21 protein-coding genes and 1 tRNA gene are annotated in these 20551 nt (G+C 60.1%); 11 read left to right on the top strand and 11 right to left on the bottom strand.

Annotated features, from left to right (window positions below):
* Positions 1-17: 17 nt before the first annotated feature.
* A complete protein-coding gene (locus HMPREF3104_RS09550) occupies positions 18-626 on the top strand; it encodes a TetR/AcrR family transcriptional regulator (RefSeq protein ID WP_052204924.1) in 609 nt (202 codons plus the stop codon).
* The gene (locus HMPREF3104_RS09555; RefSeq protein ID WP_070495424.1) at positions 620-2176 is read left to right on the top strand and encodes an MDR family MFS transporter; all 1557 of its coding nucleotides are present in this window, start codon (positions 620-622) and stop codon (positions 2174-2176) included. The genes HMPREF3104_RS09550 and HMPREF3104_RS09555 overlap by 7 nt, the downstream gene beginning before the upstream one ends.
* A 14-nt stretch (positions 2177-2190) precedes the next feature.
* On the opposite strand, the gene HMPREF3104_RS09560 is transcribed toward HMPREF3104_RS09555, so the two are convergent.
* The 3 genes from HMPREF3104_RS09560 to HMPREF3104_RS09570 form a co-directional block, all read right to left on the bottom strand.
* Positions 2191-2736, bottom strand: coding sequence for a GNAT family N-acetyltransferase (locus tag HMPREF3104_RS09560; RefSeq protein ID WP_052204930.1), 546 nt, complete (start codon positions 2734-2736; stop codon positions 2191-2193).
* A gap of 51 nt (positions 2737-2787) precedes the next feature.
* Positions 2788-3402, bottom strand: coding sequence for an LGFP repeat-containing protein (locus HMPREF3104_RS09565; protein ID WP_141738205.1), 615 nt, complete (start codon positions 3400-3402; stop codon positions 2788-2790).
* Between the two features lie 93 nt (positions 3403-3495).
* The gene (locus tag HMPREF3104_RS09570; protein WP_246816410.1) at positions 3496-4227 is read right to left on the bottom strand and encodes a LysR family transcriptional regulator substrate-binding protein; all 732 of its coding nucleotides are present in this window, start codon (positions 4225-4227) and stop codon (positions 3496-3498) included.
* On the opposite strand from HMPREF3104_RS09570, the gene HMPREF3104_RS09575 reads away from it, so the two are divergent.
* Complete coding sequence (locus HMPREF3104_RS09575) at positions 4226-4600, top strand: DUF5997 family protein (protein ID WP_141738207.1); 375 nt, start codon at positions 4226-4228, stop codon at positions 4598-4600. The genes HMPREF3104_RS09570 and HMPREF3104_RS09575 overlap by 2 nt on opposite strands.
* Here HMPREF3104_RS09575 and glyA read toward each other — a convergent pair.
* Complete coding sequence (glyA, locus tag HMPREF3104_RS09580; RefSeq protein WP_070495437.1) at positions 4597-5904, bottom strand: serine hydroxymethyltransferase; 1308 nt, start codon at positions 5902-5904, stop codon at positions 4597-4599. The genes HMPREF3104_RS09575 and glyA overlap by 4 nt on opposite strands.
* 103 nt (positions 5905-6007) lie before the next feature.
* On the opposite strand from glyA, the gene coaA reads away from it, so the two are divergent.
* On the top strand, positions 6008-6943 hold the full coding sequence (gene coaA / locus HMPREF3104_RS09585) for a type I pantothenate kinase (RefSeq protein WP_070495686.1): 936 nt from the start codon (positions 6008-6010) through the stop codon (positions 6941-6943).
* 17 nt (positions 6944-6960) lie between these two features.
* Here the strand turns inward: coaA and HMPREF3104_RS09590 are convergent, their stop codons facing one another.
* From HMPREF3104_RS09590 to mca, 3 genes are read right to left on the bottom strand one after another with little or no spacing between them, the layout of a single operon-like run.
* Positions 6961-7731, bottom strand: a complete 771-nt coding sequence (locus HMPREF3104_RS09590; protein ID WP_070495688.1) for an isoprenyl transferase — start codon at positions 7729-7731, stop codon at positions 6961-6963.
* A 35-nt stretch (positions 7732-7766) separates the two neighbouring features.
* The gene (locus HMPREF3104_RS09595; protein ID WP_070495441.1) at positions 7767-8072 is read right to left on the bottom strand and encodes a hypothetical protein; all 306 of its coding nucleotides are present in this window, start codon (positions 8070-8072) and stop codon (positions 7767-7769) included.
* Between the two features lie 2 nt (positions 8073-8074).
* Positions 8075-8950, bottom strand: a complete 876-nt coding sequence (gene mca / locus HMPREF3104_RS09600; protein ID WP_070495450.1) for a mycothiol conjugate amidase Mca — start codon at positions 8948-8950, stop codon at positions 8075-8077.
* Positions 8951-9062: 112 nt separating this feature from the next.
* Between mca and HMPREF3104_RS09605 the strand changes: the two genes are divergently transcribed.
* The 3 genes from HMPREF3104_RS09605 to HMPREF3104_RS09615 all read left to right on the top strand — a co-directional run bounded on the left by HMPREF3104_RS09605 (position 9063) and on the right by HMPREF3104_RS09615 (position 10757).
* Complete coding sequence (locus HMPREF3104_RS09605) at positions 9063-9548, top strand: DUF4307 domain-containing protein (protein ID WP_052204945.1); 486 nt, start codon at positions 9063-9065, stop codon at positions 9546-9548.
* 89 nt (positions 9549-9637) lie between these two features.
* Positions 9638-10159, top strand: a complete 522-nt coding sequence (gene greA, locus HMPREF3104_RS09610) for a transcription elongation factor GreA (protein ID WP_052204947.1) — start codon at positions 9638-9640, stop codon at positions 10157-10159.
* A gap of 55 nt (positions 10160-10214) precedes the next feature.
* Positions 10215-10757: a hypothetical protein gene (locus tag HMPREF3104_RS09615; protein WP_052204949.1), complete on the top strand. Its 543-nt coding sequence runs from the start codon at positions 10215-10217 to the stop codon at positions 10755-10757.
* Positions 10758-10832: 75 nt separating this feature from the next.
* On the opposite strand, the gene HMPREF3104_RS09620 is transcribed toward HMPREF3104_RS09615, so the two are convergent.
* Positions 10833-11642, bottom strand: coding sequence for a Bax inhibitor-1/YccA family protein (locus HMPREF3104_RS09620; protein WP_070495453.1), 810 nt, complete (start codon positions 11640-11642; stop codon positions 10833-10835).
* A 114-nt stretch (positions 11643-11756) separates the two neighbouring features.
* Here HMPREF3104_RS09620 and HMPREF3104_RS09625 point away from each other — a divergent pair, with 114 nt between their 5' ends.
* Genes HMPREF3104_RS09625 through crtI form a run of 4 tightly spaced genes read left to right on the top strand, consistent with a single transcriptional unit; the run spans position 11757 to position 16006 of the window.
* Positions 11757-12734 carry a suppressor of fused domain protein gene (locus HMPREF3104_RS09625; RefSeq protein ID WP_070495457.1) on the top strand — a complete coding sequence of 326 codons (978 nt, stop codon included), beginning with the start codon at positions 11757-11759 and terminating at the stop codon, positions 12732-12734.
* A 31-nt stretch (positions 12735-12765) separates the two neighbouring features.
* Positions 12766-13629: a GDSL-type esterase/lipase family protein gene (locus HMPREF3104_RS09630; protein ID WP_070495458.1), complete on the top strand. Its 864-nt coding sequence runs from the start codon at positions 12766-12768 to the stop codon at positions 13627-13629.
* Positions 13630-13643: 14 nt separating this feature from the next.
* Complete coding sequence (locus tag HMPREF3104_RS09635) at positions 13644-14486, top strand: phytoene/squalene synthase family protein (protein WP_070495464.1); 843 nt, start codon at positions 13644-13646, stop codon at positions 14484-14486.
* Positions 14487-14488: 2 nt separating this feature from the next.
* Complete coding sequence (gene crtI, locus HMPREF3104_RS09640; RefSeq protein ID WP_070495466.1) at positions 14489-16006, top strand: phytoene desaturase family protein; 1518 nt, start codon at positions 14489-14491, stop codon at positions 16004-16006.
* Between the two features lie 8 nt (positions 16007-16014).
* Here crtI and HMPREF3104_RS09645 read toward each other — a convergent pair.
* The 3 genes from HMPREF3104_RS09645 to HMPREF3104_RS09655 all read right to left on the bottom strand — a co-directional run bounded on the left by HMPREF3104_RS09645 (position 16015) and on the right by HMPREF3104_RS09655 (position 20378).
* Positions 16015-16091, bottom strand: a tRNA-Leu gene (locus HMPREF3104_RS09645).
* Positions 16092-16190: 99 nt separating this feature from the next.
* A complete protein-coding gene (gene mfd, locus HMPREF3104_RS09650; protein WP_070495469.1) occupies positions 16191-19760 on the bottom strand; it encodes a transcription-repair coupling factor in 3570 nt (1189 codons plus the stop codon).
* A gap of 3 nt (positions 19761-19763) precedes the next feature.
* On the bottom strand, positions 19764-20378 hold the full coding sequence (locus tag HMPREF3104_RS09655) for a TetR/AcrR family transcriptional regulator (protein WP_052204968.1): 615 nt from the start codon (positions 20376-20378) through the stop codon (positions 19764-19766).
* Positions 20379-20551 lie beyond the last annotated feature (173 nt).

Consider the following 20551-nt stretch of genomic DNA (forward strand, 5'->3'; position numbering starts at 1 on the left):
GTGTAATATTGCACCCCGTGCAAAAAGAGGGAATCAGGGAGCAGAAACGCCGCGAGACGCTGCGAAACATTCGCAACGAAGCCGCCAAGCTTGTCAGCCAACACGGCTACGACAACGTCACAGTTGAAGATATCTGCGGCGCCGCCGGCATTTCCCGGCGCACGTTTTTCAACTACGCCGATTCCAAAGATGAAGCGATCCTCGGCTCCTTCCCTTTCGCGTTTAGCCAGTCCGCTCTGGACGCAATCCGGGATACCCCCAGCGATAACCTCTTGGAGCTGGTCATTCGTTCCATGGAGGTCAAACCAGGCCCGTTCGACGGGCCGGCGGCGACGTGCCGTCGTGAATTGCTGGAGAACAATCCCGGTCTGATGCACGCGGAGGCTGCCCGTAAGCGCGGCTTTCTTTCCAAGGTTGGACGCGCGGTACGCGACCATTTTGAGCAGTTTCCGGAGGACCGAAGAGGCTCCGGATCCTCGGAGGAAGAGACCCAATTCATCGTCGTCTTGTTCCATGGTGTGGTGAGCCGCTACCTGTGGCAGCCGCCGGAAGACGCCGACCCCACCGCCCAACTACTCGCCTACGCCAAAGAGCTGACCGGTTACGTAAAGGAGATGACATGGTAGACAACCCCACAACATCGAGCGCAGCTCAGCCGGCGGCACCCAACGTGAAGCTGGTGTTTTCTGCCCTTCTGCTCACCATGTTGATGAGCTCGCTGGGGCAGATGATTTTCGCTACCGCCATGCCAACGATTGTCGGCGAGCTGGGCGGTGTGGAGCACATGAGCTGGGTGATCTCCGCGTTTTTGGTCACCATGACTATTGCAATGCCACTAAACGGCAAGCTTGGGGACATCCTTGGCCGCAAATGGCTCTACATCGGCGGCATCGTGTTGTTTGTCATCGGTTCCGCGATCGGCGGTTTCGCACAGACCATGGAGCTGCTCATCATTGGGCGCGCCATCCAAGGTTTTGGCGCGGGCGGCATGATGGTTAACTCCCAGTCCATCATCGCTGAGGTTGTCCCGGCTCGTGAGCGCGGCAAATACATGGGCGTCATGGGTGCGGTTTTCGGCGTCTCTTCCGTGCTGGGCCCTGTGCTTGGTGGTTGGTTTACGGACGGCCCGGGTTGGCGCTGGGCGCTGTGGATGAACATCCCACTGGGGCTGCTGGCCATGACCGCCTCGGCCACCGTGCTGAAGCTGCGTCGTGGCTCCGCAAAGGGCATGCATTTCGACTACGTGGGTACCACGCTGATGGTCATCGCCACCACCAGCTTGATCCTCACCACCACGTGGGGCGGCACGCAGTATGAGTGGAACTCCCCCATCATTGTGACCCTTGCCGCCGTTGCCGCCGTCAGCGCTGTGCTGTTCGTGTTTACAGAGCTTCGCGTGAAGGACCCCCTGATCCCGATGGGACTGTTCCGCAACCGCAACATGGTGTTAACAACGCTGGCTGGCACCGTGTTAGGTTTTGCCATGACTAGTACGCTGGCTTATCTGCCGACGTATCTGCAGATGGTCCATGAGCTCACGCCTACTGAAGCCGGCCTGATGATGCTGCCGATGGTGTTGGGCATGTTGGGCACCGGTATGGCGGTGGGATTCATCATTGCTAGGACCGGCCGTTACAAGATTTACCCGCTCGCGGGCATGGCGGTGACTACCCTTGGCCTCTACTTGTTCTCCCAGCTCACTCCACAAACATCATTGACCCGCCTCGGCGTGTACATGTTTGTCTTCGGCTTCGGCTTGGGCCTTGTTATGCAGGTGCTGGTTCTGATTGTGCAGAACTCGTTTCCCCTGCGCATGGTTGGCACCGCTACCTCTACCAACAATTTCTTCCGCCAGATCGGCTCGGCCATTGGCGCGTCGCTCGCAGGCTCCCTGTTCATCCATGGCATGCGCGACCACCTGGAAACGCGTCTCCCCGAGGCGTTTGCCCAGCTCGGACCTGAGGGCGCGCAGTGGGCAGAGAAGTTCCAAAACGGCGCCAACAGCCTCACCCCACACCTTGTTGCGCAGCTTCCACAGCCCCTGCGTGAGGTTGTTCTGAGCAGCTACAACGACGGCCTGACCCCAGTGTTCATGCTTATGGTTCCGCTCACCATCGTTGCGCTCATCTTGCTCTTCCCTGTCAAGGAAGAACCGCTCAAGGAAGACCTGAGCTAGTTGAGCTAGTTGAGCTAGTTGGAATCATCCTTGCTCATCGGCAGCAGCAGCTCGTAGATGTCGCAGTCGCGCCACTGGCCTTTATGCTCGCCGTAGCTCATCTTGCCCATGTTGTGGAAGGTGCCGGCCTTTTCAAAACCTCGCGAGAGGTGCAGGCCAGCAGAGCCCTCATTTTCCGGGAAAATCCACGCATGGATGGACCACTTGTGCAGGTCAATACAGGTGGCGATCAGCTTGTCCAGCAGCGCGCCGGAGACCCCCTTGCCGCGCGCATCGGGGTGAGTATAGATAGAGTCTTCCACCACCCCATGGAACACACTGCGTGACGACGCCGGCGCGGCAGCCACCCATCCCAGCACCCGAGCATCGTCTTGCTTATCGACGGCCACGAACACCGTCTCAATAATCTTCCTCCGGGAAAACTCGTCCCAAGTCAGCCCACGAGTTTCATAGGAGGCGTTACCGGAACGCAAGCCCATCTCGTAGATTTCACGGACCTGCGGATAGTCCTCTTCACGGATCGGTCGAATATCAAACCCTTGGTTTTGCACCAGACCCATTGTGAAGAAGGTGCGGCCATGATGCAAACCAAAACGGCTTTAACGGGGTTTTTACTTCTCAACCTTTGCGGTGAAGGCAGCATCGTCGCCGCCGTCACGGGTCCACTCGAGGGTGCCGTTCTCGAACTCCTGGTTCCAGCCAGACTCGTCGGTGTTCGGGGTCTCCGGAGCCAGCGGGAAGCCGATCTCGCGTGCACCGTGAACGTCGTTGAGCCAGGACTGCGCGATCTTACCCCAGATCGGGGAGCCGCCCGTGGACTCCTTCCAGGTGATGTAGTGCTCACCGTCGAAGGTTACGATCCAGCCGCCGTCTACCTCTTCAACGGCGGTCGGCTCGCCCCAGGAAGCCTCAGCAAACTCGTCGATAGCAGCCTTAACGCCCTGCGGAACCATTGCGGTCTTGCCGCCTTCAAGTGCCAGCTCCTCGGTTGCGCCCTCAGCAGCCGCAGCACCCTCGCTTTCTGCCGCCACGGTCTCGGTAGCGGTCTCGGTGGAGGAAGCGGTCTCGGTCTCAGCGGCAACCGTCTCGGTAGCTACGTCGGTGGCAGTAGCGTCAGCGGTGGTCTCCGCGGTGGTATCTGCAGTGGTGTCTGCATCGTTGGAGCAAGCAACCAGGCCGCCAGCCAGTGCAACAGCAGCAATGGAAGCAACAATCTTGCGGTTCATAATCATATTACCTTTCTGATTCTCCGTAGAACAACTCCCCATTATGCATATGGAGCCCCGACTACCACTTCCCATCACACCCTAATGGGGGCATCACCGCCGTTTCCGGTTGCGAGTTGAGCGCTGTTGCACCTTACCCCGAACTCCCTGCGCAGAACGCTTCTTGGCCTGCGGTTTTACCCCCTTCTTAGGCTTCTCACCCTTCTTCGCTTTCACCGTTTGCCGCGACGAACGCACCGTCCTTCCCTTCGCCACCCCAACGAAGTCCTGGACCTCCTCACTGTCGCGCTCTTTCTTCCATACCAGCGCGATTTCCGTCGGCGCTACCTCCAGCGCCTCAAGCGGCGCCGCCACAACTTGTTTCTTGCTCAAGGCCCGCAAAAGTGGCAGTGGCCCATATGCAACACCCACGTTCGCCGCGACAACCTGCAGCGCCGTCCGCAACTGCTCAATCGCGTCCCCCTCGGTCTCCCCTGCAGCCTCTACGCAATCAAAAAAGTCAAAGTTCACAATCTCATCGCGCAGCTCTTTTCTATCCACCGCTTCCCCAGTAGCGGCAAACATCTCGGCGTACACCGAGTCCTTCGGCACCGCGACACCAAGCGCCTCCTCATAGAGGCGGACAACGTGAAAAGACTCGTCTACTCGCGTATCCGGCAGGCGTATCAGCACAAGGTCTGCGGGCTCGGCTAGGGGGTTGGTTGACGGCAACGCTGATAAGCAAGTGCCCGAAAGCTCCTCATACCGCTTAAACCACTTGCCCGGTTCAGTGCCAGTAACAAAGGAGATGGTGAGCATGCGCTCAATGCTAGCGTGGACTGCCATGAGCACGAATGCACCATCCGGCACCGCAATGAAGCCGTCCACCGCGGCAAAGAAACTTGGGCTATACCTCCCTGCCACCCCGCAGGAATTCCAAGACGGCGCTGTTACCCACGCCCAACTGCGCGAGCTTCAGGAAAACCCGCCTCAATGGTTGGTAGATCTGCGCCGCAACGGCCCCCACCCCCGCCCGGAGGTGGCCCGCAAGCTTGGTATCTCCATCACCGCGTTGAAAAACAACGACATGGACAAGCCGCTGACCACCGAAGAAATCAAGGCGCTGCTTGCAGATCAGCCGGAGTGGCTGCGCGCAGCACGCACGCAGCACGCCAGCAACACTGCAAGCGACGCCGCTAGCGAAGACTCAAGGGCCTAGAGCATCTTCCAGTCTTCAATACCCGGGTAGAGCGGGTACTTCTCGCCGAGTGCAGCGGAGCGCTTGGCCAGTGCCGCAGTATCGGCATCCTTGCCCTTGATCAGGGCGTCGGCGATGATGTCCGCAACCTCGCGGAAGTCCTCCTCGCCGAAACCGCGCGTTGCCAGCGCGGAGGTACCGATACGCAGACCAGAGGTCACGGCCGGCGGACGCGGATCAAACGGCACCGCATTGCGGTTAACCGTAATACCCGCCTCATGCAGCAGATCTTCTGCCTGCTGGCCGTCCATCTCAGAGTTACGCAGGTCCACCAGCACCAGGTGCACATCGGTGCCACCGGAAACCACGCCAACGCCGGCCTCAACCGCATCCGGCTGGGTCAGACGCTCCGCCAAAATGCGGGCACCATCCAGGGTGCGCTGCTGGCGGTCCTTGAACTCAGGCGTGCCCGCGATCTTGAACGCAGTCGCCTTGGCGGCCACCACGTGCATCAGCGGGCCACCCTGCTGGCCCGGGAACACAGCAGAGTTGAGCTTCTTGTGCAGCTCAAGGTCATTGGTCAAGATGAAACCGGAACGCGGACCGCCAAGGGTCTTGTGCACCGTGGAGGAAACCACGTGCGCGTGCGGCACCGGCGACGGGTGCAGGCCAGCAGCAACCAGGCCAGCAAAGTGAGCCATATCAACCCACAGGTACGCGCCTACCTCATCCGCGATGGAACGGAATTCCGCAAAGTCCTCATGACGCGGGTAGGCGGACCAGCCGGCGATGATCACCTTCGGCTTGACCTCACGAGCCTGCTCACGCAGCTTGGCCATATCAATCAGGTGGGTGTCTTCCTCCACCTCGTAGGCCGCAACGTTGTACAGACGGCCGGAGAAGTTGATCTTCATGCCGTGGGTCAGGTGGCCACCGTGAGCCAGTGACAGACCCAGGATTGTGTCACCCGGCTCCGCCAGCGCCATCAGCACGGCGGCGTTGGCCTGTGCACCGGAGTGCGGTTGCACGTTGGCGTACTTCGCGCCAAAGACTTCCTTTGCACGGTCACGTGCCAGATCCTCCACCACGTCAGCATGCTCGCAGCCGCCGTAGTAGCGACGCCCCGGGTAGCCCTCGGCGTACTTGTTAGTAAACACGGACCCCTGCGCCTGCAGCACGCTGCGAGGTACAAAGTTCTCGGAAGCAATCATTTCCAGCGTGGTGCGCTGGCGGGCAAGCTCGCCTTCAATGGCGGCATACACCTCAGGGTCATACGTTGCTAGATCTTGGTAACGCAGGTCTTGGGGGTCAACAGACGCAGACAAACCTGGTCCTTTCGTCAGAGTTTGGGCACGGTCGAATGAAAGTATAGGCGGCCCGGCTTACACAATTTTGCTTAAATTCGCGCAGATGCCAACAATGGTGCTCATGTCCCGCGTATCCAATGGTGCCGATTCGAGTCCCTACCTCGATTTCTCTCGCGACGATTGGAAGCAACGCCGCGCCACCATGAAGCAAGTTCTCACAGCTGAGGAGGTGGAAACGCTCAGCGGCATCGGTGAAAACTTGGACCTGCAAGAGGTCGAAGACATCTACCTTCCGATTTCGCGCCTGATCCACCTACACGTTCGCGCGCGCCAGAAGCTGATCAACTCCACGGAGGCCTTCATCGGGGGTGATCCCGGGCATGTTCCCTTCGTCATCGGTATTGCAGGCTCTGTGGCAGTAGGTAAATCAACCACCGCCCGCGTACTGCAGGTGCTGTTGCAGCGCTGGGATTCTCACCCCCGAGTAGACCTGATTACTACCGACGGCTTCCTCTACCCCACCGCCGAACTCAAAAAACGCAACTTGTTGCAGCGCAAAGGTTTCCCCGAGTCCTACGACCGGCGCCAGCTCATGCGCTTCGTAACAGAGGTGAAATCCGGCCAGCCGTTAGTCAAAGCTCCGATTTACTCGCACAAGGCCTACGACATCCTGCCCGGTGAGTACGTCGAGGTACGCAAGCCGGACATTGTGATCTTGGAGGGCCTCAACGTGCTCCAAACCGGCCCCACACTCATGGTGTCCGACCTGTTTGATTTCTCCATCTACGTAGATGCAAAAACCCAAGACATTGAACGCTGGTACATCGAGCGTTTCTTGAAGCTGCGCAATACTGCCTTCCGTGAGCCCGGTGCGCACTTCGCGTCCTACGCCAATCTGGATGACTCACAGGCCGCCTATAAGGCCCGCGAGCTGTGGCAGACCATCAACCTGCCCAACTTGGTGGAAAACATTCTGCCAACCCGTGTGCGGGCATCGCTCGTCTTGCGCAAGGGATATGATCACACCGTGCAGCGGGTGAGGATGCGCAAGATCTAGCGCAAGATCTAATAAAACTACTTGCCAAACCGGCGGGACCGCTGCGAGTAGTCACGCAACGCACGCAGGAAGTCGATCTTCCTAAACGCTGGCCAGTAGGTATCGGTGAACCAGATTTCTGAGTACGCCGCCTGCCAAAGCAAAAACCCTGAAAGGCGCTGTTCGCCGGAGGTGCGGATCACCAAATCAGGATCCGGTTGGCCCGAGGTGTACAGGTTGTCTGCGATTGACTCCACCGTGACCAGGCTGGAGAGTGCTTCGGGGGGCGTGTTGGTGGACACCGCATCGTCGATAAGCGTGCGCACTGCATCCACAATCTCCTGGCGGCCACCGTAACCCACCGCAATGTTGACGGTTAGGCCGTGCTTCTGCGTGGTCGTGTCAGCAGAGCGCTGCATGCGCTCCGCAACCTCAGGCGGCAACAGCTCCAAGTGGCCGACGAGGCGTACGCGGCAGGAGTACTGCTCCGCCGCCAGATCATCAATCACCTCAGAGATGATGGTGAACAGCAGCTCAACCTCTTCGCTGGTGCGCTGCAAGTTTTCGGTGGACAGCAAATAGATCGTCAGCACATCAATCTGCATCTCTGCAGACCAACGAACCAACTCACCAATTTTGGCGGCGCCCACCCTATGGCCGTGCGAAATATCGTCATAGCCCGCCTCACGAGCCCAACGACGGTTCCCGTCCGCCATCACCCCAATGTGCTTCGGGCGGGACTTACCACGCAGTTCTCGGCGCAGGCGCGCCTCATACAACGGGTAAAGCAGAGTTTCCAGCACAGTCACAAAACTCACTCTACCCGCGCCCAACAACTGCACGCTTAGATGAACCGCTTGCGGCGGCGATCCAGCACGCCGGCTTCCTCCATCGCCGCATCCAGGGCCTTCTCATCAAATGGATCAATACCGTGCATCTCCGCAAACGCGCGACGACGGTTGAAGCGCGAGAACCTGCGGTGAAACGCCCAACCCAAGGCGATGACGGCAACACCAAGGACCACGATTAGCAGCAGGCCTGTCGGCTGGGCCTTGCCAAAGTCAGGGCCCCGCGGCGTTTCCGGCGGTGCCTGGGCGACTACGTACGAAAGCTCAGCAAACGAAGGCTCAGCAAAAGAAAAATCAGTCATTGTTACTTGGTTCCCTCTGTAATGCCCTCAAACAGGTCGTGCTCTGGCAACGTGACTTCAACGCGGGTTTGGGCCAGCTCAAACTCTTCGGTCGGCCACACACGCTGCTGATCTGCAACAGGGCTTGCCAAAAACGCACCGGCAGGATCGATCTGCGTCGCGTGCGCAGTCAGCGCCTGGGCGCGCTGTTCGAAGTAGTCGGCGCATGCAACGCGGGTGGTCACCCGTTCCATAATGTCGGCCTCGTTTTCCTTCCAACGCTTAATCATCAACCCATACGGGCTAACCTCTCCCCGCGCCACCAGTAGGTCATGCAGAAGCTCCATGCGCTTCAGGATGAAACCGTGGCTGTAGTACATCTTCAGCGGCGTCCATGGCTCCCCTGCTTCCGGGGCGAAGGTGGGATCTCCCGCGCGTTCCCAAGCAACCATGGAGATCGCGTGCACCATCAGGTGGTCAGGGTGGGGGTAGCCGCCATTCTCGTCGTAAGTAATCAGCACATGAGGCTTGAAGCTGCGTATCGACGCCACGAGCTTTCCCGCAACCTCCTCAACCGGCTGCACCGCAAAGCACCCCTCGGGCAACGGCGGCATCGGGTCGCCCTGAGGCAACCCGGAATCCTCATACCCCATCCACTCGTGCTCAACGCCAAGCGCCGCCACAGCCCGAGCCATCTCCTGTTCCCGAACCGCAACAATGTTTTCCAACACGCCGGGTCGGTCCATCGCGGGATTCAAAATATCACCGCGGCGACCGTCAGTACACGTTACTACCTTGACACGGTGTCCCTCCGCAGCGTACTTAGCCATAGTTGCTGCACCCTTGGACGATTCATCGTCCGGGTGGGCGTGGATGGCCATAAGGCGCAAACCTGTCACTGTTTTGATCCAACTTTCCTGGAAGGGGGTCATGCAATAACAACCGACCATATTAGTACGATCGAGTACATCTCCCTGTGGGGGTCATCGAAGTGAAGTGAGGTTGAACGCCGTGCCGCAAGCGCCGAACGCATCTGCAAACTCTCCGAAGCAGCGCCCCCGTTATGGCGCTGCTACTGAAAAACAGCGGCAGCAAGGCACCACTGTCAGCGGCAAGATCATTGTCATCGTGGCCGTTGTACTGGTGGCGTTCACCCTGGTCGTTGCTGGCCAGGCAATCTATCGCAGCCAGTCTCGTCCCATCAGTGCAGAGGTTGTTGGTGAAGAGCGTGTGAGCGATGACACCGCACGTGTGTGGGTGGACGTGACCCGCAAGAAGACCGATGAGGATGCGTACTGCATCATCCAAGCGGTGGATTATGACCATGCAGAGGTTGGACGCCGCGAGTTTGTAATTCCTGCTGGCGGGGAGGATGTCCTGCGCTTCGAGGTGGAGCTGCCCACTCGCGGGCGGCTAGCAGATGGAAGGGTCTACGGCTGTTCTTATGACCTGCCGTCATATCTGGACCCACAGTCTGCGCACCTTGGTGCCAGATAGTGGCGCCTGCCGTGTTAAGCTTGCGCCCTGCAACTATGAGGTAAACCCGAGGTAAAAGGGCCCGAGGTAAAAGGGAAGGTAGTGGACTTATGGCTGAGACCCAACAGCAGTACATCACTCCTGAGATGAAGGCGAAGCTGGAGACCGAGCTTCAGCAGCTGATTGATAACCGTCCGGTCATCGCGGCCGAGATCAACGAGCGCCGCGAAGAAGGCGACTTGAAGGAGAACGCGGGCTACGACGCTGCGCGTGAACAGCAGGATCAAGAAGAGGCTCGCATTAAGCAGATCTCTGAGCTCCTGGCTAACTCCACCACTGAGCGCACCGGCATTGTTGAGGGCGTTGCCCACGTCGGTTCCGTTGTCCACGTCTACTACAACGGTGATGAGGACGATAAGGAAACCTTCCTCATTGGTACCCGCGCTGCCTCCACCGGCAACAAGGATCTTGAGACCTATTCGGAGAACTCTCCGCTGGGCGCTGCCGTTGTCGGCGCATCTGAGGGAGAGACGCGCACCTACACCGCACCAAATGGTCGCGAGATTTCGGTGACGATTATCTCCGCGGAGCCTTATGATTCGGTTAAGGCTTCTACCCCGCGTAAGAAGTAAGTAAGAAGTACAAAGCATCTCACTCGACTGCTTTCAACCCTTAAGGATGTAACCCGTGACTTCCTCACCTTCCCGTATCGCCGCAGCTGGCATTGCCGCAATCGCTGCTCTTGCTATCACTGCTTGCTCCCCGCCGAATGAGAACCCTTCTGACCAGAAGGTGGACACGGCGATGAGCCAGAGCGCTGACTCCTTGGCTTCCTCCGGCAGCACCGGCGCAGCCAAGACTGCTGACGCAACCAACGTGGCTGACGCTTCTGCAGCGCAGGCAACCGCTACCGCAGCCTCCACCACCACCGTGACCGCTGGCGCTGACGCTACGCCGCTGCTGAACAACTGCGGCGTGACCGGCCTGCAGCGCCCGGCTGCACTGAACCTGGACTGCGAGGGTGGCAAGGAGCGCCTCGAGGACATCGTCTGGGACGAGTGGACCGCTAACGGCGCGTCCGGCACCGCTACCCGCGTCACTGTTGATCCGGATCGCGTTGTTGAGGGCGTCAGCGTAGTGCTGGGCGCTCCGCAGGATGTCGATGGTGAGGTTGTCTTCAGCACCATCAGCGTTGACGGCCAGTCGGTAAACCCGGAGTCGAACTACTAAACGCAAAGCGAAAGCCCCGCACCACTTCAGTTCACAATCTGAAGGTGCGGGGCTTTTGTCGTATCCCCGTTTTAGCTAGCGGTCATTAAAGATGGCCAGCAGGCGAAGGATCTCAGTGTAGAGCCACACCAGCGTCACAGCCAGGCCCAGGGCTGCGCCCCATGCTGCCTGCTCCGGTGCGCCGATGCGGACCAGCTTGTCCACCTGGTCAAAGTCCTGCAGGAATGCGAGTGCTGCGAGCACCACGCACACCAAACCGAACACGATTGACAGGGTGCCGCCGCCGCGCAGCGGGGACATGCCGGTGAACAGGAACAGCAACAGGTTGCCCAGCGCCAGGAAAAACACACCGAAAATGGCACCGGTCAGTAGCCGAGTGAAGCGTGGGGTCACACGGATGGCGCCGGTACGGTAGACAAACAGCATGCCGATGAACACGCCGATGGTGCCAATCACTGCCTGACCAATGAGCGAGCCCGCATCAGATCCGCCAACGCTGAAGGCTCCAGTGATCAGCAGGGAGAAGCCACCAAGGAACAGGCCTTCAAGAATGGCGTAGATCAAGGTCAGCGTCTTCGAGCCGTACTTGCGGCCAAAGGAGTGCACCATCACCACGATGAAGGCGCCAACACCGCCGACAGCAGTTGCGATCGTGCCGGCGGCGTCATTGCCACTGGCAAACAGACCGAAGGAAATCAGAGCGCCAAGCACGATCACGGCAAGCGTGATGCCGGTCTTGGTAATCACATCGTCCACGGTCATCGGGCGCTCAGACTGTGGCAGGGTCTGGATCCCCTGGTAGTCCTGGTAACCCTGATAGTCCTGGTAGCCCTGCGCCCCCTGGGCGCCCGGCAGGTTTTTCAGCACGGGGTTCGAGCTTTTCACGTAACCCTGTCCTTTCTTTTACATATCGCTTTCACGTGTCACTTCTCGTGCCACTTTTAGTGTCACTGTCAATAACGTCAGTTTCAATGTTTTAGTTCCCGTAGATTGTTATTTGTGTCGTGGTTTCGTGAGTTTGCGGAGCGGATGTTCCACGCCCCGCGCCTTGGTGGAGACGCAATCAGTGCGCACATTGCAGCACGCACTCAAGATTTCAGCTCAGATCTCAGCTCAGATCTCAGCCAAGCGCCTGAGCCGTTCACGTTTGCGTTTGATGAGCTAGAAGTTCGGGCGTACCTGGTGGAGGATCCTGTCCCCCACTACTTGTACGTCACGTTCGGGCTTTCACGGGTGCGTTCTTCCGTTCCCGTTGCGGGCACGCAGACGGAATTAACTATGCGCGTGCCGCACTCGGGTCCTGTTCCCTTTGCCTGGCCCGCGGAGCAGCTAGCAACAATGGTGGCTTCCGTGTGGCGTAGCGGCAATGACATCGCGCCGGGTCACCACTTCACCGCGAGGAACTTGCCAGGCGGGTTTCTCTTTATTACGGATCCGGTGTTGGGCCATATTGACCCGCCGACTGGCATCGTTCGTTTTACTCAGGCGCTGTGGGTGACTCCGGATGAGTTGGAGGCAGCGCTGTGTTGGGATGTCGCTGCGTTTGCCCAAGTACTCACGGAACACGTGCCTCTTGGGGTTGGTGATGGGGAAAGGGGAAGTGTGTTGGGCGTGGCGTCGATACGCAAGCTCGTAGAGGCTGCAACCTTGCGCGAGGGTTCCTCCCTTGGTGCGGTGGAGGCAAAGATTTTAGATGTGGATGCCACCGGCCGCATTGATCTTGATGTCAACGCTGCCAAGGCTTTGATCCGTGCGGCGCGCTACCGGCTCAGGTTTGGCCGCAGGTTTGCGCTGGTGCGTAACAACGTCTGGGTGCTGCTGGCCCCGGGTGCCATTTTTGAAGCAGATGAGACCCATATTCAGCTGGATGGCTCTCGGGATTTGGCGAATGAAATCATCGCTACAGTAGACCCGCTGCCGGGAACCTACCGGCTTAGCGCGGCGCTGGTAACGCTGCACGTTGTAGGCGACTTCTAGCAAGTGGGCAGCTCAATGTAACCTAACGTTTATGCGTCTTCGAGGTTTGCTCCAGGGTTTTGCTGCTTTCCTGTCTCTTGGTGCGGTCAGTTTAGGTGCCGCGCCGGTAGCGATCGCCCAGCCGGCCGGCAACGTTGTCGTCATCGGCGACTCGTATGCAGCCAACCCAGACAACCAGCGCCACTGGGCGGCGAAGATCCCCGGCGCAGATGGCTCCTCGTTTCTGGCTGATTACCCCTCAAACGGCGCGTGCCTGCAAAGCCCTGACAACTACCCTCGTCAGCTGGCTGCCCGCACGGGCCTGAATGTGGCGGACTGGTCGTGCGCTGGCCTGACGTCCTGGTCCAGTATCGGCATGGTGCAAAAAGCCATTGCGCGCGGAGACATCAACCCGCAGACCCGCAGCGTGGTGCTCGCTGTTGGTTTTAACAACCACTGGCCCAGCAACACGCGTGCCTCTGGCACCGGTTTTGATTTCGGGCGTATTGGGGACCGCTACGTTGCAGACATGCACACGGCGGCGGCGAAAATTCGTGAGGTCGCACCTCACACCAAAATCATCATTGCGGGCATGCTCGCCATGTCTGAGCCCAACGGTGCGCAGCGCTTTTGCCTGATCAACGTGGTTCCCAACGCGCCGCTGGGCATCCCGGTGCCGCTGCTGCAGCAGGTGGAAAACAACACTCGCAACTTCCAGGAGCGTGCGGCCCGTGAAATCGGTGCGACGTTTGTAGACATTAAGACGGCTTCCGCAAGCCACAACACCTGCGCAAAGGATAGTGAGCGTTGGGTTTCCGGCCTGGTAGATACCACCACTACCCACTACAACATGCCGTACCACCCTTCGCGTGCCGGCTCCGGGTTTGTTGCGCAGGAGCTGGCCAAGGTTGTGTAAATGAGGTTGCGTAAATGAGCACGTCTTACCTGCAGCGTTATGACCACATGTGTGACCACGCAGCCGCACAGGTGATCGCCAGGTACTCTACGAGCTTTTCGCTTTCCACACGCCTGCTAGCAGCGCCGATACGTCGGGATATTCGCAATTTGTACGCCATGGTGCGCATTGCGGATGAGATTGTGGATGGCACCGCACTCGCTGCAGCCGCCGACCCGGCTACAGCCCTCGACGCATATGAGGCGCAGATCCTTGCCGCACCACACATCCGCTTCCACACGGATCCGATTGTTCACGCTTACGCAAACACGGCGCGGCGCTGCAACTTCACCCGGGAGTACGTCGAGTCATTCTTCGCTTCCATGCGCAGGGACCTCACCCAGACTGTCTACACCGCCAGTGATGTAGATGCCTACGTCTACGGTTCCGCTGAGGTGATTGGTTTGCTGTGCTTGGAGGCTTTTCTTATCGACGCCGACGTCACCCCCTCCACCCGCTCCACCCTCGAATCTGGGGCTCGTGCGCTTGGCGCTGCCTTTCAGAAGGTGAACTTCCTGCGGGATTTCGGCGAGGACCGTGACCGGTTGGGGCGCGTGTACTACGAGCTGACGGCAGAGAAGAAAGACCAGATCGTGGCTGAGATCCGCGAAGAGCTCGCTCACGCTAACCGTGCGATCCCGCTGTTGCCGCGATCCGCACGCACCGCGGTTGCTGCCGCTTCCGGCCTATTTGAAGAGCTCACCGATATCGCTGATGCAACCCCGGTCGAGGAACTGGCCGCCACCCGCATCAGCGTGCCCACCACCCACAAGCTGCGCATTACCGCCAAGGCGCTTGCGCGAGGAGGTACACGGTAACCATGGCAGTGAAATCCCAGTCTGCGATCGTGATCGGCGCTGGCATCGCAGGGCTTGCCACTGCGGCACTCCTTGGCCGCGAGGGCTACCGTGTCACGGTTGTTGAAAAGCTGGACGCCGTCGGCGGGCGCGCTGGCGAGGAGACAGTAGAGGGTTTCCGTTTTGATACTGGCCCCAGCTGGTACCTCATGCCGGATGCTTTTGACCATTTCTTCTCCCTGTTTGGCAAGCGCACGGAAGACCTGCTTGACCTTGTGCCGCTCTCGCCTGCTTACCGGCTCTTTCCCGAACACCAATCCCCCATTGACGTGGAGTCTGGCCCGAAAGTCTTCGAGCTTTTTGAGTCCATCGAACCCGGCGCAGGCGACGCCTTGCGCTCCTACCTGGAGTCCGCGGGCATCGCCTACGACCTAGCCGTTGAACGCTTTTTGTATACGAATTTTGATTCGGTGCGCGGTTTCGTCGATAAGCAACTGCTCACTCGGGCCGGGGACCTGGCGAAGTTTCTAACTGTGCCGCTGGAGCGGTTTGTGGCGCACCGTTTCCAGGACACTCGCCTGCGGCAAATGCTGACCTATCCTGCGGTATTTTTGTCCTCGCATCCGGCGCGCACGCCGTCGCTGTATCACTTGATGAGCCACACCGATTTGGTGCAGGGCGTGCAGTATTCGCAGGGCGGGTTTGCCGCGGTAGTTGACGCGTTGTACCAGCTCGCGGTGGAAAATGGCGTGCAGTTCCGCTTGGGCGAAGAGGTCGCGGCAATCACGTCCGAGGGCCGGCGTGCCACCGGTATCCAGCTGGTTGGCGGGGAGCCTCTGCGTGCAGATATCACCGTGTCCTGCGCGGATCTCCACCACACCGAAACCCGCCTGCTGCCGAAAGCAAAGCAGACCTACCGCGAGTCTTACTTCGCCCCGCGCGATCCGGGTCTTGGAACAGTACTTGTCATGCTTGGTGTCGAGGGTGAGCTTCCCCAGCTCGAGCACCATAACCTGCTGTTTAGCCAAGACTGGTCGCAGGATTTCAACGCCGTCTTTGACGCACCCGCACCGACCCGCCCGCTTGGCGCATCGCGCTCAATTTACGTGTCCAAACCTTCCGCGACCGACCCTTCCACCGCACCGGCGGGTCACGAGAACCTCTTCGTACTCGTGCCGGTGGCTGCCAGCGAGACGCTTGGCCACGGAGATATGTACCGCGAGACTGCGTCCCCCGCAGTCGAGCTCATCGCCCAAGCGGCCATCGACCAGATTGCCCAGTGGTGCGAAATCCCGGACCTGCAGTCGCGCATTGTGGTCAAGCGCACCTTGGGCCCGTCTGACTTTGCGGAGCGCTACCACGCCTGGTCCGGCGGCTCTATCGGTCCTGCGCATACGCTGCGCCAATCCGCGTTTCTGCGGGGCTCGAACAAGTCGAAGAAGTTGGACAATCTTTTCTACGCCGGCGCCACCACGGTGCCTGGTGTGGGCGTGCCGATGTGCCTGATCTCGGCGGAGAATGTGCGCTCGCGCCTGCGCTAGCGCGGCTTTGGTGCCCCCAGTCGGACTCGAACCGACACTTGGCGGATTTTAAGTCCGCTGCCTCTGCCAATTGGGCTATAGGGGCTTTTGCTTCTCGACGATAATACGACCCCTCCCCCAACCCCACACACAAGGGGTACGTTTTTCGCTTTTTCGTGTGTGAGGTCGGGCTAGCCCTTAACGCTTATCCCTTAAAGGAGAACACGCCGGAGGCATCGGGAGCGTCAAACATGTCGCTAAGAAAGTGTGAGACCCACTGCAGCAGCTCGGTGTCGCGTAGCGAGGGACTGTTAATAGCCTTCGACTCGCGCGGCATCGGCACCTGGACCGTTTTCGCCGCAGCACGGTACGTCGCACCCGGGTACAGGCGCTTCAGGCGCACCTGCTTGGAGTCCGGCAGCTCAACCGGGTGGAACTTCAAGCGGTTGCCCTGGCTCAAGATGTCCGAGACCCCAACGCTGCGTGCCTGGTCACGCAGGCGAGCGACCTCCATGAGAAACTCCACCTCCGTAGGCAGAGGCCCGAATCGGTCCACCATTTCGTCGGCAACCTGGCGAAGCGCTTCTTCACCGCGAGCTTCCGCAAGTTTGCGATAGGCCTCCAGGCGCAGGCGTTCGGAGTTGATGTAGGTCTCCGGAATGTGGGCGTCCACTGGCAGGTCCACCCGGATCTCCTTCGGCGCCTGGTCGGTGGCATCCACAACCTCGCCCTTCATCAGGGCCTTGAACGTCTCCACAGCCTCACCCACCAGGCGGACGTACATGTCAAAGCCAACGCCCGCGATGTGGCCGGACTGCTCAGAGCCCAACACGTTTCCGGCGCCGCGCATCTCCAAGTCCTTCTGCGCAACGGCAATGCCTGCGCCAAGGTCGTTATTCTGCGCGATCGTGGCCAGGCGGTCATAGGAGGTTTCCGTCAGCGTGATGTCCTTCGGGTACAGGAAATAGGCGTACGCCCGCTCACGCGAACGGCCAACGCGGCCACGCAGCTGGTGCAGCTGGGACAGGCCCATGTTCTGCGCGTTTTCCACAATCAGCGTGTTCGCGTTCGCAATGTCCAGGCCGGTTTCCACGATGGTGGTACATACCAACACGTCGTACTCGCGGTTCCAAAAACCCTGCACGGTTTGTTCCAGCAGCTGCTCAGACATCTGGCCGTGGGCGACTACCACTCGCGCCTCCGGAACCAGGTCGCGGATACGTCGGGCAGCTTTTTCAATGTCGGCAACTTTGTTGTGGATGAAGAACACCTGGCCGTCCCGCAGCAACTCGCGCCGGATCGCGGCCGCAACCTGCTTGTCCTCCTGCGGGCCAACGTACGTTAGCACCGGGTGGCGGTCTTCCGGTGGGGTGGTGATAGACGTCATCTCGCGGATACCGGTCAGCGACATCTCCAAGGTGCGCGGGATCGGCGTTGCCGTCATGGTCAGCACATCCACGTGAGATTTCAGCGCCTTGATGTGCTCCTTGTGCTCCACACCGAAACGCTGCTCCTCATCCACCACGATCAGGCCTAGGTTTTTCCACTGCATACCAGTGGACAACAGGCGGTGGGTGCCAATGACAACGTCCACCGAACCGTCTGCAAGACCGGCGAGGATCTTCTTCGCATCGCCCGCGGAGGTAAAACGAGAAAGCTCACGAACGGTCACGCCGAAGCCGTCCATACGCTGGCTGAACGTGGAGTAATGCTGCTGGGCTAGCAGGGTGGTTGGCACCAGTACCGCTACTTGTTTGCCGTCCTGGACCGCTTTGAACGCGGCGCGCACGGCAACCTCGGTCTTGCCAAAGCCCACGTCACCCACAATGACGCGGTCCATCGGCACCGGCTGCTCCATGTCGTGCTTCACGGCCTCAATCGCGGCGAGCTGGTCTTCCGTCTCCACAAACGGGAAGGCGTCTTCCATCTCGTTTTGCCACGGCGTATCCGGCGCAAACGCGTGGCCCGGCGCGGCCTGGCGCTTGGCGTAGAGCTCAATAAGCTCGCCGGCGATCTCGCGCACCGCGGCGCGCGCCTTGCGCTTGGTGGACTTCCAGTCGGAGCCACCCATTTTGCTTAAGCTCGGCTTCTCCCCGCCCGTGTACTTACTCAGTAGGTCCAGCGATTCCATGGGCACCCAGAGCTGGTCCGCGGGCTGGCCACGCTTGGCGGCCTGGTACTCCAGCACGATGTACTCGCGGCGCGAATCTGCCACGGTGCGCTCCGCCATCTTGAGGAATCGGCCAATGCCGTGGGTTTCGTGCACCACGTAGTCGCCGGGTTTGAGTGCCAGCGGGTCCACACGGTTACGGCGCTTCGGTGCACGACGCTTCGCCCCCGCAATATCACCCACGCGGTTGCCGGTGACATCGGTTTCCGTCACCACAACCAGGTTCGGCCCACTGAACACCAGTCCGCCGTGGGAAAGCGCCTGGTACAGCGTGGCAGCACCTTCGACCGGCTCCAGGCCAGGTGTCGCAATGCGCGCGGAGATGCCGTGCTCACGCAGGCGCTCCGCCATGCGCTCCACGGTGCCCTTCGCAGGCGCCACGAACGCCACCTTGCCGTGGTTTTCCACCACGTGCAGCTTCAGCGTTGCGTACAGTTGCTCGATTGCCTTCGGGTCTCCCTTCGGTGCGGGTGCAGCGTCAAACTCCAGCGGCAGCGTGGCCGTATCGTCCGCACTGAACATGCCTGGCGGGGCGAACGTCCACCAGGCGTTGCCAGCCTTGCGCGCGGAGATCTCCAGCGACTCGAAGGAGCGGTACGACGATGCCTCTAAGTCAACGCCTTCCACAGCAACCGGCCCCTCTGCCCCCATGGCGGCGGCCTCCCACCCTGCCTCCAGGAACTCGCGGTCCGTTGCCTCCAGGTCCGCGATGCGGGTGCGGACCTTCTCCGGGCTGGTCACCAAGACAATGCCGCCCTCAAACAGCTCCGGCATCACCTGCCACGGCTGCGAAGTCAGCGCAGGCATCAGCGCCTCCTCACCCGCAGCGTGTACTCCCTCAGCCACGCGGCTAAGCAGGGACGACAAGGTCGGATTCGACGGGAAGCGGCGGGCGAGGGTGTCGGCTGAGGCTTTCACGTCAGCGTCGATAAGCAACTGGCGCGCGGGGAACAAACTGACTTGCGGTAGTTCTTCAATGGTGCGCTGGTCCGCAACCGCGAAGCTGCGGATGTCCGTAACCTCGTCTCCCCAAAACTCAATACGCACCGGGTTTAACGCCGTGGTGGGAAACACATCCAGGATGCCGCCTCGCACCGCGAACTCGCCGCGGGTGGCAACCATGTCCACGTGCGAGTAGCCGAAGTACTCAACGCGACGCACAAGATCATCGAACTCACACTCCGCATCCACCGCGACCTCAATCGGTGCAACGGCAGGCAGCACCGGCTGGCACACCGCACGTGCGGCAGCAACCACCACCCGCGGTTTCTCCCACAACACCTTCGCGCGCCTGCCCACCACATCCGCGGCAGGCGACAAACGCTCATGCGGCAGGGTCTCCAGCGCCGGGTAGTGAGCAACCTTGTGCTCACCAACCAGCGCCTTCAGCTCCGCGGCAAGGTCCTCGGCCTCGTGACCCGTGGCGGTAACTACCAGCACCGGCACCTGCCTAGCCAACGCGCCAGCAACCCACGCACGTGCCTGATCAATCGCAGTGATGTGCAAGGATTCATCCCCCACGCGCGCGGCAACCCCTTTGAGTTTCGGGTCAGTCAACGCTGCCGTGAGAAGCCCACCAAGTGCGGCGGGTGTGCTCGATGTCATGTTCTACGCTTCCTCTTCTCCATACACACGCGGCTGTGCTTCCATCCCCCGCAACCCGTTCCAACACAAATTGGAAATGTGCGCCGCAACCGTGTGCTTATCCGGCTTGCGCTCATCCAACCACCACAGCGCGGAGTTGGAAACGGTGCCAACAAGGGCCTGACCGTACAGGCCAGCCATCGCAGAGTCGAGCCCGCGGTGCTTAAACGCCTCCCCCAGCAGGTAACTCACCTGTGCGGTCACACGGTTAAGAATGGTGGAATAGGTCCGCCCTTCCCCCGGCAACTGGCCGTGCGCCAGGATGACAAAACCATCCGTCTCATCCTCCACGTAGGTCAGCAGCGCCAACACGCCGCGCTCAATGCGCTCGCGCCACCTTCCGGACTGGATGGAAGACGTAATTGCCTCCTCCAGACGCGCCATTTCTAAGCGCACAACCTCCTGGTAGAGGCCCACTTTACTGCCAAAGTGTTCATACACCACTGGCTTGGACACACCCGCTCGTGCGGCGATCTCTTCCATGGAGATGCCGTCGAAGCCGCGCTCGGCGAATGCCTGGCGCCCAACACCGATCAATTGCTCCCTGCGCTGGGGTGCAGTCATTCGCGTTCGAGCCATGTTTCCTAGCTTAGAGGGTTACCCCCCACCACCCCGTCTTTGGCGGCGGCCGCACGTGGTCTACAATCAGCGGTGCTATTCCCCATGGTGTAATTGGCAACACTACGGTTTTTGGTACCGTCATTCTAGGTTCGAGTCCTGGTGGGGAAGCTTTTCATTTCTGCACCTTTTCA

The organism is Corynebacterium sp. HMSC30G07 (assembly GCF_001806945.1).
GTDB classification, from domain to species: Bacteria; Actinomycetota; Actinomycetes; order Mycobacteriales; family Mycobacteriaceae; genus Corynebacterium; species Corynebacterium riegelii.